This is a genomic window from Paenibacillus sp. 01T47 (assembly GCF_056398245.1).
The window spans coordinates 335,236-349,235 of the sequence record NZ_JBFTPA010000003.1 but is presented as its reverse complement, the minus strand read 5'-3'; the positions used below and the strand labels follow the sequence as shown (position 1 = coordinate 349,235).

General features: G+C 45.3%; 11 protein-coding genes. 2 read left to right on the top strand and 9 right to left on the bottom strand.

Annotation, left to right across the window (positions count from 1 at the left end; all coding sequences use genetic code 11):
- Positions 1–71: 71 nt before the first annotated feature.
- From AC1DOV_RS08950 to AC1DOV_RS08940, 3 genes are all read right to left on the bottom strand, one after another.
- On the bottom strand, positions 72–1,490 hold the full coding sequence (locus AC1DOV_RS08950; protein ID WP_477549742.1) for a DEAD/DEAH box helicase: 1,419 nt from the start codon (positions 1,488–1,490) through the stop codon (positions 72–74).
- A gap of 25 nt (positions 1,491–1,515) precedes the next feature.
- Positions 1,516–2,289, bottom strand: a complete 774-nt coding sequence (locus AC1DOV_RS08945; protein ID WP_076267828.1) for an SDR family NAD(P)-dependent oxidoreductase — start codon at positions 2,287–2,289, stop codon at positions 1,516–1,518.
- A 77-nt stretch (positions 2,290–2,366) separates the two neighbouring features.
- A complete protein-coding gene (locus AC1DOV_RS08940) occupies positions 2,367–2,828 on the bottom strand; it encodes a chemotaxis protein CheX (RefSeq protein ID WP_054028542.1) in 462 nt (153 codons plus the stop codon).
- A gap of 166 nt (positions 2,829–2,994) precedes the next feature.
- Here AC1DOV_RS08940 and AC1DOV_RS08935 point away from each other — a divergent pair, with 166 nt between their 5' ends.
- Positions 2,995–4,005, top strand: a complete 1,011-nt coding sequence (locus AC1DOV_RS08935) for a zinc dependent phospholipase C family protein (protein WP_441878915.1) — start codon at positions 2,995–2,997, stop codon at positions 4,003–4,005.
- 43 nt (positions 4,006–4,048) lie between these two features.
- Here the strand turns inward: AC1DOV_RS08935 and AC1DOV_RS08930 are convergent, their stop codons facing one another.
- Positions 4,049–5,047 (bottom strand): HRDC domain-containing protein, encoded by a 999-nt coding sequence (locus AC1DOV_RS08930; protein ID WP_430057671.1) that lies wholly within the window; start codon positions 5,045–5,047, stop codon positions 4,049–4,051.
- 371 nt (positions 5,048–5,418) lie between these two features.
- Here AC1DOV_RS08930 and AC1DOV_RS08925 point away from each other — a divergent pair, with 371 nt between their 5' ends.
- Positions 5,419–6,570 (top strand): family 8 glycosyl hydrolase, encoded by a 1,152-nt coding sequence (locus tag AC1DOV_RS08925; RefSeq protein ID WP_477549741.1) that lies wholly within the window; start codon positions 5,419–5,421, stop codon positions 6,568–6,570.
- A 72-nt stretch (positions 6,571–6,642) separates the two neighbouring features.
- Here the strand turns inward: AC1DOV_RS08925 and AC1DOV_RS08920 are convergent, their stop codons facing one another.
- The 5 genes from AC1DOV_RS08920 to AC1DOV_RS08900 all read right to left on the bottom strand — a co-directional run bounded on the left by AC1DOV_RS08920 (position 6,643) and on the right by AC1DOV_RS08900 (position 13,988).
- The gene (locus AC1DOV_RS08920) at positions 6,643–8,265 is read right to left on the bottom strand and encodes an extracellular solute-binding protein (RefSeq protein ID WP_477549740.1); all 1,623 of its coding nucleotides are present in this window, start codon (positions 8,263–8,265) and stop codon (positions 6,643–6,645) included.
- Positions 8,266–8,353: 88 nt separating this feature from the next.
- Complete coding sequence (locus tag AC1DOV_RS08915) at positions 8,354–9,226, bottom strand: carbohydrate ABC transporter permease (RefSeq protein ID WP_477549739.1); 873 nt, start codon at positions 9,224–9,226, stop codon at positions 8,354–8,356.
- Between the two features lie 10 nt (positions 9,227–9,236).
- A complete protein-coding gene (locus tag AC1DOV_RS08910; protein WP_477549738.1) occupies positions 9,237–10,184 on the bottom strand; it encodes an ABC transporter permease in 948 nt (315 codons plus the stop codon).
- Positions 10,185–10,392: 208 nt separating this feature from the next.
- Positions 10,393–12,609 (bottom strand): helix-turn-helix domain-containing protein, encoded by a 2,217-nt coding sequence (locus tag AC1DOV_RS08905; protein WP_477549809.1) that lies wholly within the window; start codon positions 12,607–12,609, stop codon positions 10,393–10,395.
- 137 nt (positions 12,610–12,746) lie between these two features.
- On the bottom strand, positions 12,747–13,988 hold the full coding sequence (locus AC1DOV_RS08900; RefSeq protein WP_477549737.1) for a DUF6807 domain-containing protein: 1,242 nt from the start codon (positions 13,986–13,988) through the stop codon (positions 12,747–12,749).
- Positions 13,989–14,000 lie beyond the last annotated feature (12 nt).

Below are 14,000 nucleotides of genomic sequence, written 5' to 3'. Positions count from 1 at the left end.
ATTTTTTACCTTCGCCCATACGTTTCGGGAGAGGCAGATCGATTTAAGAGGGTGGCTTTCAAAATAAATTTTTATGATTGTTCCTTATCGGCCTCGCGTTTAGCTTTCAACCACTTAGGAGCACCTTTGTTTTTGCCTTCGCGCTTTCGCTCCACTTTCTTAGGAGCAGGCTTCGCTGCTGGCTTTGGTTTCGGCGGAGCAGTTACTGCTTTCGTCTCTACAAGCTTCGTTTGTTTCGGAGCAGCAGCTGCACTTTTATTCTCTGCAGCTCGCTTCGTTTGCAACGCTTCTGAGCGATCTGCAAGCTTCGCTTCATGGCGAGCCGCAAACGGTTTTGTTGCTTCTCGCAGCTCTTCCTCGCTAAGAAGCTTTCCTCTGAACATTGTCCGTTCTGTCAATTCGATGCCCAGCTGCTTGCGGAATTTCTCCATAATAAACAGCTCCTGCGGCGTAACAATGGAGACGACTGTACCAGGACGTCCCATACGGCCCGTTCGTCCTGCACGATGCACATAATGATCCGCATCCGATGCAGGATCAAGCTGAATGACGAGCGGCAGACCTTCAATATCAAGGCCTCTAGCCGCAACATCCGTAGCTAGCAGCAGTTGGCAACGACCCTCGCGAAAACGTGTCAATGTTGCTGCACGGCGCTGTTTATCCGCATCCCCATACAAAGCCTCAACAGTAAAGCCTTCATAACTTAGCTTCGATTCCCAGTTGGAAATGTTGTCGGTATCATTTAGGAAAAGCAGCGCAGAGGTTGGGTTCAGCAAGCGTACAAGTCTTCTTGCCGTATCGGTTTTATCACGCTTGTCGCTAACGATAAAGTAATTATCGATCGTTTGTGATACGGTATGCTCCGGCGTAACCTGAATGCGTTCCGGGTTTTTCATCCAGCGTCCTTCAAAACGAGCCATTTGATCCGGATATGTCGCGGAGAAAAAAGCAATTTGGTGCTCTTTACCGACACTATGCAAAATGATCTCGACCTCTTTTGTCGAGCCGAGCTGAAATACTTGATCCGCTTCATCAACTACAACATTTTTCACATCATTCAGCTTGAGCTTGCGCAGCTTAAGCAATTCGTGAATTCGCCCTGGTGTTCCAATAACCAGCTGCGGGCGCAGCTTCAATTTCTCTACCTGCCGCTTTAATGCAGCTCCGCCAATCAATTGCTGTACGCGAATGTTCAGCGGCTCCGCGTACACTTCTGCTACACGAACAATTTGCATCGCAAGCTCCTGAGTTGGAGCCAAAATAATCGCTTGAATTGCGCTTGAATGCGAATTCAGCTTCTGAAGAAGCGGCAACAAATACGCAAGCGTTTTACCTGTACCCGTCTGCGACCTCGCTGAAACGTCGCTTCCTCCAAGCAATATCGGAATCGTATTTGCCTGTACATCCGTTGGTTCAATAATCCCATTTGCTGTGAGCTTATCCGACAGCAGTTCATTAATTCCTATTTCATACCATGTGTGCTTACTCATTTTTAATCCTCTCTCATTTAAACCTTTATTTTCGATTTAACATACCGCCGAATAGCCGATCAATGGTTCGCGGCAGCAATTGATATAGTTTAATACCAAAAGCTGCGGTTTTCGGCAGGTCAAGCTCGGCTTTTCTCCGCTCGATTAAACGAATGATTTTTTTGACTACATATTCTGGCTTCATCATAAACCAATTGACATTTTTAACGTAAGAGCCGGAAGGATCAGCCAGCGAGAAAAAAGGCGTATCTATTGGACCTGGATTAACCGCAGATACCTGAATTCCCTGCTCCCGAAGCTCCATGCGAAGCGCATTAGTAAAGCCAAGCACAGCATGCTTTGTGGCTGTGTAGCTGGTTGATTTGGCAGTGCCTATTTTGCCTGCTAAAGATGCTATGTTTACAATATGTCCGCTTCCTTGCTTCACCATATGAGGAACAACTGCCTTCGTGCAGCGTACGATGCCTAGGTAGTTCGTGTCCATCATTTGCTCAAAGCTTTCCACATTCATGCTCATAAAATTCTCGAATTTGCCGTAGCCAGCGTTGTTCAGCAATACATCTATTTTACCATATTCCGCAATGACAGCTTCTACTGTTCGCTTCACCTGTTCATTATCGGTCACGTCCATCTGATAGAACGAGCTTTTCCCCTTTATTGCAGCGGAAATCTCCTTTAGCTTCGAGATGTTGCGTCCAGTCAAAACTGGGATCGCCCCCCGCTCAGCCAGCATTTTAGCCATTAACGCTCCGATTCCGCTTGATGCACCGGAGATGAAAATCACTTTGCCTCTTAACATCCATCATCACCCATTTACAATTTTACTTGATTGGTATTGCAGACGCAAAAAAAGCTCCCTAAGGAGCCATTTCTATGCTAAGATGCGATTAAAACTTGGATGTCGAGTTCTCCAATGCCTTCCATTATCAGTGGAATCGTCAACGCTTTTTGTGCGGTGAAGCCAGCTGATTGAGCAGACTGGATAACCTTCGGCGGTGTAATATCTACTCTCACCCCTTGATTAAACAGCATCGTACTCGCATTTCCGCTAATCATATTGCCAAGCTCAGAAATAGCACTCTTCACGATTTCGTCGATTTCAGAAATTACGTATCCGCCCATCATCGCAGAAACCATTTTCATAGCTACCTCTTCGCTAAGCCCGAATACAATGTCACCGTTCATCTGTCCGTTGAGCCCAATTTGAATCCAAATATAGTTCTCTACAAACTTGATATCCTTGAGACCTAGTTCTCCAGTCGCTGGACGTATTTGAACGACTTGCTCAATCACGATTTTTGCAGATTCAAGAAACGGGTTAATGTACTCTGCCTTCATAATGAAGATACGCTCCTTTTCGACAAAATTCGCGCTTTGTCTTGTTTAATTTATATTATACTTAATTCACTAGGACAAGTATACTATAAATAAAATATATGTATCTTTAGAACTATATTTTAAAACGAAATCTGTAGAATATTGATAGGAATGGAGGTCCTCTTCTATGCCTAACGTATGGGCTCACTTCATTTTTGGACAACTTGTATTCGAGCGGCTTGGCGAATGCGCACTAATTGAATCAGATGAGAAAAAAAATATATTTAACATGGGATGCCAAGGACCTGACTTTTTGTTCTATCATCGTTTTTTCCCTTGGCAGCGCAGCATAGCCTTAAATCGTTTAGGAACGGAAATGCATAACCGCAATTGCGGACCGGTACTTGTCGAAATGCTGGATAGTGTCGTCGGCAGACCCGCCTGCCCTAAACGTCCTGATTCTTCTATCCTATACACACTAGGATTCGTATTGCATCACATTCTTGATCGTAATCTTCATCCTTATGTATTTAGCAAATCAGGCTTTCGCAAATGGGATCATCAACGTTTTGAAATTATGATGGATACGATAATAGCGCGTGAGCTTTGGGGAATTGAAACGTGGAAAACTCCAGTCTGGAAGCATATCGATACGAAGGGAGCATTTCCAACAACCGTAGTGGACGCTTTCGAGTCGATAGCTGCCCTTTATTATGAAGAGCTGGCCCCGCTCATTAAACGTGAGGATTGGAACCAAGCGAATCGTGATTTCACTACCGCGCAGCGTTTATTTCATGATCCGACTGGTATGCGAAAAATATTAACATTTGGACAAATCGAGCCTTTTACTTATAAAAGAGGGGCTATGCCCTTTGACGTATTAAATGTAGAAGAGCAGCCTTGGCTTGATCCTGTGGACGGCGCCACCTATCACAATGAGAGCGTTTGGCAGCTATGGAATCAAGCGTTAGATGATGCTGTTGAGGTTGTAAGCGCTATCCTCATTTGGCTAAGAGCCTATGAGCAGCCGCAGTTTACAAAAGAGGAGCGTTATCATGTACGTCTCCTGCGAGAAGACGCCATCGCCCTTATAGACAATCGTTCCTATGAAACTGGACTTCATTGCGACTTTAATACTACGATCCGTTTTGCAGACACGGTTTGGACTGACCAAATCGGAATTATGAAGGCTCCTTGAGTAATGAAGGAGCCTTCTCTTGTCTTTCTTTTCCCAAAAAAAACTATACAGCCTTACTTGTCAGGCTTCTTCTAAAACGCAGCCTTATGAGCCTCAAGCGCTCATAAAGGACATCAACAGGCTTATTCAATTGCGAAGCTTCCAAAGTGCCATATACTTGCTGCAATACCGGCTTCAAATATTTATCGCCGACCAGCGAGAGAGCATCCCAGACCAGCTGCTGCTCATCATCTGGCATCTCTACGAGCTCCCGCGTAATCAGTGATTCCATATCGTAACCCTCTTGTTCTAATTGCTCGATTCGATCCATTAATTCGCGCCTTGACAGCTCTAGCTCCACGCCAAGCTGTTCAAGCGATCCACCCTGCTGTACCGCCGTCAAAATATGTTTTTTTGCCTGTTGGCGATCCATCTGAGATTTATATTTTGTTTCCTTTTGTTTATAAAGCCATTGTGTATAGGCGATTGAGTCTAATTTGTCACTTACCCATTGCAGTGGAAACTCAGTATCACGGTTAGCTTCACTTGTAATCTCCAGCACTTCTAATCCATAGGATGCATGCTTGGCGCTTCCCCAACCGGGAATTTGTGCTAATTCATCTGCCGTCTTCGGAACGAAGGCGCTGATCATCCACAACATGCGATTAGTAGCGACAAGATAAGCCGAACGCTTCTCAGCAATTGCTTTCGTACGCCGCCATTCACGAAGCTTCTGAAAAAGTTCTTGATTGGCATGAAGCTCGCCGTAGCATTGAAGCATAGTTACAAAGCTGCCAGTTGTAGAACGGCGATCGTCCAGCATGCCATCGATAATAGGCGCGTACCCTTCACCCATGACCCTTGCAATGCCATGACGGAATGCCACAATCATTTCCTCCCATGACGTTCCTTCAAACCAAGTGATCGGATCTTCGCTCTCCTCATTCAGCTCCACCCACAGCACTGCCCAAATGCCTTGATTCTCACAGATAGATAGCTGCGCGCTATCAATGCGCTGGCCTTCTCCAAGCTTCTCGAACGTGTTCAAAAATACGATTTGCATGTTTCTCATTCCTCCAATAAATAGATGTGGTCGCGAATCGGTTGAAGGCAAGGAAAGCGTCCGAACAATTAAGGAGAATGTCGGAAAACAACAAAAAGCACCTCCTCTGCCTGCGGCAAAGGAGGTGCTTCCTCACGTTTAATGATTCGATTGCTTTCATGCTATCATATTGATTTCTTTATTACAAGCATTTTGTTGCTGCAAAATCATGCTCTCAAACTTCTTTAATATGACCAATCCTTTAATAATTACAGTACTCTATAAACTTTATAGGGTAGGAACTCTGAACGATACAAGGTAAAGTTTTGGTGAAGTCAATTTCTCAGACATTTCCATGCAGTGAAATTTTAATATAAGGGGAGTAATACAAGATGTCGACGAAGCTGGGAACGGGTGCTTTTTTCACAGGAAACTACCGAAATTTGTTTAAGCTGTACGGTTACAGCCAAGAAGAAATTGAGAGACGTGTCGAGGATACTTGGGACAACCTGTTCGGCGGTAATGAAGATACGCGAATCTATTACGAGGCTGGCAGCGATATGGGGTATCTGTTAGATACCGGAAATATCGATGTTCGCACCGAAGGCATGTCCTATGGCATGATGATGGCTGTGCAGATGAACCGCAAAGATATCTTTGACCGCATATGGAAATGGACGATGACTTACATGTATATGAGCGAAGGTGAGAATGCCGGTTATTTCGCTTGGTCATGCAATACCGATGGCACCAAAAGATCATACGGTCCGGCGCCCGATGGCGAGGAATATTTTGCGCTTGCTCTCTTCTTCGCATCACACCGATGGGGCGATGGCTCTGTTCCTTTTAATTACGGAGCGCAAGCTCGGAACCTGCTTCACAGCTGTGTGCATAAGGGTGAAAATAACGACGGTTACCCGATGTGGGAGCCTGCCAATAAATTAATCAAATTTATTCCAAATTGCGACTATTCCGATCCATCCTACCATTTGCCGCACTTTTATGAGCTGTTTGCGCTGTGGGCTAATCCAGAAGACCGCAAGTTCTGGAAAGAAGCTGCAGCTGCGAGCAGAGATTATTTGAAGCTGTCATGCCATCCGGTTACTGGACTAGCACCCGAGTACGCCTATTACGACGGAACACCAAACAACGAGCGCGGATATGGTCATTTTTACAGCGACTCGTACCGTGTGGCCGCCAATATCGGCCTTGACACGGAATGGTTCGGCGTCGATCCATGGCAGTATGATGAGGCGAACCGGATTCAATCGTTTTTCTCAGGTATTGATCCGTCTGATTATAGACGTTATACGATAGCTGGCGAACCATTTGAGGAAAAATCACTTCATCCCGTCGGGCTGCTTGCCACAAACGCGATGGCTTCGCTTGCCAGTTTCGAAGGACCGCACGCCAGAGCTTGCGTTGATTTATTTTGGAACACGCCACTTCGCACAGGCGACCGCCGCTATTACGACAACTGCCTCTATCTGTTTGCCATGCTTGCGCTTAGCGGCAGCTTTAAAATTTATATGCCAGCTGTATAGCGTTTTTTCTCATCGTAATTGAAAGAGAACGGCCACCACTCCTTAATGGAGGGTAGCCGTTCTTTTTTCTCCTTACGGATTCTCAGCTTTAAACGCTGCTCGCTTCTCTTCCATTACTTCCTTGCCGCCAATTTTCATATAATCCGCTACTTCCTTATCGTAAACCTTGTCAAAATCCGCTGGTTTCGCAGTTAACACTTTAACAAATATTTCGTCGTCCTTTTCCTTCAGCGTTGTAGCATACTTGATCTCCGATTGAATCGGCGTCACCACACGAGGTTTAATGATTCCATCCTTCGATCCAGTCGCGATGCTTTCCACCGTAAAATCCTTGAAATTCGGATCGGACGCATTTGCTGTAATGTTCAGCAGCTCATCGGTTGTACTGACATATTTTCCGTTAAGAATGATACAGTAATCAAAATAGTTATATAAAGTCTGCTTCGCCTGATCGTTATCAAGCGTGATAGGCACGCCATCCTTCATCTCATATGTTACGCCTTCCGTACCGTTCTGAAGGGCAATAATATTGTCCGTTTCAGCCATCCAATTCAAATATTTAATGGCCGCTTCAGCATTTTTACTTGCTTTTGGTACCATGATGTATATGCCATTAGGCGAATAAATAGGTTTTGGTGTCTTGCCATCCGGGCTTGTGAACGGGTCGATTAACGCCAGCTTTGCATTCGGATCATTCTTTTGCAGCTCAGCATAATAGCCCATATAGACCGGCTCGTTGGTATTTGTTGTTGCCGAACCAATATACCCATTCAGCAGGTTCTTCTGAAACTGCTGTGTATCCTTGCCCATATGGAGCGGAAAATCCGGATCCATAAGTCCCTCGTTGTACATCTTATTCAAGAAGCGGTACGCTTCCTTATTGCCCGGAATGAGCCACTCAGCTGATGCATAAAGATCCTCATCTGCGATTTTGTCCCATTCCCAGAACGAATATTGAATCGGATGCATATGGAAATAGTCGATCTGCCCATACGGAATCGCTTTATCACCGGATTTGCCAGGCTTTTTCTCTTTAAAAGCCTTCATCGTCTCATAGAACTGCTCCGTTGTTTTCGGCAGCGGCAACCCGAGCTCATCCAACCAATCCTGCCGGATAAAAGTCGAGCTCTGAGGCTGAAGAACGCGCTTAGCTGGAATCGTATACTGCTTGCCATCGAATACACCGTAGCTGAGCAGCTCCTCACCCAATACTTCCTTCAACTTTTGTCCATGCGCATCCAGAAGCGGACCAAGATCTGTCAGACCGCCGTTTTTTACGTATTGCTGTACCGTCGGCTGGTCATACGTAAATACGATGTCAGGAGCCTGATTCGCAGCCATAAGCACGTTCAGCTTGTCTACCTCCTCTGAGCGAGGAACCGTAACGAATTCGACAGTAATATTATTCGGTTCACCAAAATTTTTCTGAATGTATTTTGTCATGTCGTTATCGGTAATTTTCGGAGCGCCTGCCGGTGTATTGTTTCGGTCAAACAGCTCGATTCGAAGCTTAATTGGATCTCCCTTCGGCTTCTCGGTTGCTTCAGAGCCTGAATTGCTCGGTTTATTGCTTGCAGCTTCCTTTTCTTTGACAGGCTCCTTATTTCCGTTTCCGCTGCTGCACGCAGACAGCATGGATGTGATCAACAGCACTGCCATAAAGATTATCGTGAATTTACGCCTTGCTCTCCTCATCGCATTCAACTCCCTTTTATCATTTTTTTAATCTATAGCAACTCCATGAAACGGGAGCATTCGGCTCCAGCCTGTCCGGGAGTGACTATCAACCTTTGACGGCACCGATCATCATACCCGAAATAAAGTAACGCTGAAGCGCCGGATATACGAGCAAAATGGGAATGGTTGCGAACATGATCGAGGCAGCTTTAAGACTTTCCGGAATCGGTACCGCGGCATTAAGCCCCTCTGCTATCGCCATGTCGTTAACCTGGCTGTTGATGACCATTTCGTACAGCTTCAATTGAAGTGGATAAAGCTCCGATTTGGTAATGTACAACAGGGCATCCATAAATCCGTTCCATCTGCCCACTGCGTAAAACAAGCTAAGTGTGGCCATGACCGGAAGCGACAGCGGCAGGATGACATGCCACAATATTTTAAAATGGTTGGCTCCGTCCATCCGCGCCGACTCTTCCAGCTCTACTGGAATGGAGGAGAAAAAGGTCTTGATGATGAGCAAATAAAAGGCATTAACCATCCCCGGCAAAATGAGCGCCCAGATCGAATCAAGCAAATGCAAATTTTTTACGAGCAAATATTCCGGTATCATTCCTCCGCTGAAAAACATCGTCAGGACGATAAGGAGAAGAAAAAAGTTTCTTCCCTTTAGGTTAGGCTTCGTCAAGGGATAGGCTGCCATAATCGTCATCAGCATCGATATAGCCGTGAACAAAACAACTAGTCCAATAGTAAAAAGTAAGGAATGGATCATCGCTGCATTGCCGAAAACAGCCTCGTAAGCGGAAAAATCGATTTCTACGGGTAGTATCGTAACTTTTCCTGATAGAATCGGCCCGTTGGCGCTTAACGATAAGGCGAAAATATGAAGCAGCGGCAGCAGGCAGAAGAGCCCCGCCGTTATGATTACGACCATGATCATTGCATCTACGATTTTGTCATTTCCATACGCTCTCATATCTGCCCTCCTACCAAATGCCTTGATCATTAACTTTTCTGGAAATATAATCGGCCGACAGCAGGAAGATAAGACCTACAACCGCTTGGAAAAGACCGATAGCCGTTGCTATTGTATACCGTGCGGACTGAATTCCGATTTTGTATACATACGTGCTGATGACCTCAGACACATCGGTGACGAGAGGATTGCTAAGTACAAAAGGTCTATCAAATCCAATGCTGGCCATATGACCAATATTAATAATGAGAAGAATGATAATTGTCGGCTTGATGCCCGGCAGCGTGATGTGCCAGATCTTACGCATTCGGCTTGCACCATCTACATCTGCAGCTTCGTAAAGATCTTTATTAATTCCCGTTAAAGCAGCGAGATAAATGATCGTTCCCCACCCGGCACTCTGCCAAATACCTATGCCTAAATATGTCAGCACCCAGTAAACAGGCTCCGTAAGGAAAGGAATGACCTTCATCCCTAAAGACTTCAGCAGATTGTTGACAATACCGTTATTGGTCGCGAGCAGTTGAATAGCCATCCCGCCGATGATGACCCATGATATAAAATGAGGCAAATAAAGAATCGTCTGTGCGCCTTTTTTGAACCATTTTATACGAAGCTCATTTAACAGTATCGCTAGTGCAATTGGAATCGGAAAACTTACGACAAGATCCAAGAAATTGAGTAGAAAGGTGTTGCGGAGCGCATTGTAAAAACCATCCATCTGAAATACTTCCCGGAACGTTTCGAAACCGACCCAGCGGCTTGCGAAAATGCCTTGAAACATGTTGTAGTCCTTAAATGCAATGACGACGCCCAGCATTGGTGTGTACTTAAAAATAATAAAATACGCCAAGGGCAGAAGCAGCAGCAGGTATAACTGCCAATCCCTGTACAGCGCTTTCATACGAACGCGCGGCACGGTTTTGACCTTCCTCTGGCGTTCCGTTGCAATCTGCATGGATGACCTCCTGACTCTTATTGGAAGCAAATATTTCGGCTTGGTTCCAAATGTAACACGCGATTAAGAAGTCGGATATTAACAAGAATCAGAGGATTAACATAATCGGAAATCCCGCTATTCACGCGGACTTTACCATTTTCCGACGATTAACCTTTACGGAAGTAAAAAGAAAATCTGCCGATTAATTCGGCAGATTTGTTGCCATTCATTCGTTTAACCGATAAATGGTTCGATATTCACCTGGCGGTAGATTGAACAATTTTTTGAAAGCGCGGTGGAAGGAAATGACGTGTGTGTAGCCCACCTGTTCTGCAATCCATTGGATAGGCTCATCTGTTTCAAGCAGCATGTTCTTCGCATGTGTGAATCTTACCTTTAGCAAATAATCGATAAAATTTTCGCCAAGCTCCTCTTTAAACAAATGACTAACGCTTCTCGCGCTTAGACCAAGCTTCTCGCTGACTTGAACGAGAGACAAGCTCGGATCAGTGTAATGCTGGTCGATGTATTCCTTCGTTTGGAGGGCGATCGTATGATTTTTGCCATTCAGCCTTTTCTTATCCCTATCGCCCGCAAGTTCAGTCAAAACAGCCGTAAGCTGAATCTCAAGCTCGTCGATCGTTTCAGCATGCTGGGCGATTTGCCTGAACCTGCTTCGGTATTCGCTGCTCCATATCGTCTCGATATCACTTGGCAATGCTTCCATATCTTTCTCTAGCTGGCGGATTAGATTATGAATGAACGCTTCAATATCCGCGCGCGAGATTAACATGCCTTTCAACTTAAGAAAAATTCGGCTCAGCTTAATCTCCCATTGCCCGTCGTCCATCCGGCAAGAGCGTGACAGCTCCAATATGGATTGAAAGCAAAGAAGTGTCTCTCCAGTTTGTTTTGTACATCTTAACCGGCTATCAATTACGCTGTTTGTGCCAAAAACAGCTTTGTAGGATACATTCTCAGAAGCACTGCGGTAAGCGGCCGCAATATCATGAATGGAATGGACGAAGTTCCCAATTCCACAAGATACGGTTAACTCCAAATGCTCGTTCATCCACTTGCGGAATTCCTCGCATACCTGTACCAGCCTATCTTGAATGGACTCTGAGCTTTGCTGTAGAAGGACAACAAAAGCCATTCGCTGAGGCTCTGTCCATACGTGTTGGATCTGAAATTCCTTCTGCTGCATAAGCTCTCGAAAAGCGGATTCAATAAGAAATTTCAGCAGGTTTTGATCACTGGCTTTATATTTATCAGTAAATGCGGCAAAATGGTCAATTTCTAGAGCAATGACGCCAAGCCATTCATAGGAATGCGGCAAGCCAAGTGCCGATGCCTGCTTTTTCCATTCCTGATCGGTCAGCATGGATCGTCCAACAAGCAGCTCCTGAAGGAGATTCCGTTGACGGAGCAGCAAATCCTCTTTATGCAGATGCTCATAATCAATCGATTTTTTTAATAAATGATCAATGGCGGTTTCGATGAATTTGAACTCGTTTCGGGGCATCTTAATGCCAAGCTCTTGGCTTTTGCGAGCCGCATATCCGTCGATTTTACCCATGATGGTCTGGATCGGCTTGTAAGAGACATGCGTAATAAAAGTAAACCATACTAAGGCAAGTATGATGATGATAAATACGATAATAAACCACATATTGGAAAACAAAGAGAGGGCGGAAAATTCGTTGGCATGCACGCTGTCTGCATAGAATTGCCAACCGGTGTATGGGGAGCTGGCATAAATACCGCCTTCCTTGGCAGAAGGCAGGGTGGACTCAAACGGCTTCTTCTCCCAATCGAGAAGTTGAATCGTGCCGCCGTATCCATTGAATTGATTCATAAAATCGATGATGGAGCTTACATTAAGATTGACGACCACCGCTCCCTGCTTATCAGACGCGAATGGGTAAGCCTTTACCAGTGAAACAACCTTGCGAGTGGAATCGTCTAGGATAGATTGACTATACTCTCTTGGGCTCGTCCAGCCCATTGCAGCCGATCTTGATTGATGCGAATCGAAAAAAGGTTTGTCCTTAAACGCCTCGAGCTTGACCATCCCTGCTTCGGATAATACTTTTCCAGTATGATCACTGTAAATATAAATGGAATTAACGAACGGCAAAGATGAGGATATTTCAACTAACTTTTTTTGAATTACGAAGTAATCATATAGTGACTTGGGCTTTTCATTAAAAAAGGCTTGCAGCGTTTTGTCCGTCTGCATTTCCCTTACCACATTGCGCTCAATCAGTTGCAAGTTGGCGTCCACATTTTGCATCGTCTGCTCCACGATCGCTTGATTCGTTTCTAAATACTTCTTCTCAGACGAATGATTTAACGTTGAAAAAAACAAAAAGATAACTGATGAAATAACAAAGAAAAATATCGGTGTATACGACAGCATCATCCGGTAATACCAGTTCATCTTCAAATGAACCAACCTCCCGTCCATTTATGAAGCGCTTACAATTAGAAAGATGTTTCTATTTTCTGCTTCTAGCCAACCTCTACCTGCAAAGGAAAGAAACCGCGAATACGCGGCCTCCTCCATGCAGTTGTTGATTATGCCTTAGTCCATGAAGCTAGCTGCCGATCATGTTCGGCGTATTCACTGTATCTGTCCTTTACTCCGCCTTTTTCTGTGTTTCCCTCATGAATGTAAATACGGTGCTTCATCGTTATTGCATCTCCACCTGGCAAAAGCTTACCGCCGCAGAAATGGAAATTCGCAGGTGTGAAAGGGCCATAATCACGGACAAACCATTGAGAAGCAAAAGTTTCATTTTCCGGATGGGAGAAAACCGCAATACCTGCCTCGGTGTACTGCTTGACCACTTCATCTCCGTCTCGCTGCATGCTGAGAAACAGTTCACCGCTGTAGTCAACCCATTCCGTCACAGACCCAAAAATTTCGACCTCACCTTTTTTCCCTTCGGCAGACGTGAGGCCACCTCGATGGTGTCCGCTAATTTGCTCGTTAACGCGAATAAATGGAAATCCGCCTTCTTTGGTATCTCCGAAACGGACATCACCGTTCAAGGCATACAACTGTGTCGTTAGATCCATATACCTCGATTCTGGAGGCAGATTATAAATGCGGACACTTCGAGCTTCTGTCAGAAGAAGGCGTCCATTCTCGTCCATCCAGTCGATCAGTGCCGTCATTTGCCCAAAAACAGGACCGCTTGCAAGCACAACAAATGTCCGGTGCACCTGCCTGCCTTCACCGCGAAACTCGTGATACAGCTTATGACTGTTCACATCATCGTGTCCCCACCATAACCCGTGATGATGAAGATGATCGTCCGGCCCATCATGGATCAGTGTCTTTCCATGCGGTCCGATTAAGGGGTAAAAGTAAGGTTTCGCACTCGTAGCCGCATATAGGTACCGAGTAAAAAGTTTACCCTCAATGCTTACGACAACTCTCGCATTATCTTCCTGATGATCGAGATACACCCCAGGCAGCTCGCTCCAAGGATTATGCTTCAGGTCTACTGGAGCAGCAGTTGAAGCAGCTTTTAATTCAAATAACAAATGGGTCTCCAGCGGCAATGAAACGTCCTGTACCAGTATATAAAGCGCACATTCAGCAATTGCACCTTGCGGCCCTGCTGACATGGCATACGGGCTTAACTGACATGCAAACGAAAGACCTGCCGAATGATTAACTGCGAATAGATTACAATTTCCTGACCATTCCAAAAGCCGCTTAAACATTGTTTCTTCCATTTCTACTCGAACAACGGCTGGGAGCGGAGTGCCTGCATGAATGGAAAGCTGCAGCGATTCGTCGAACGTCATATCGGATCCCCT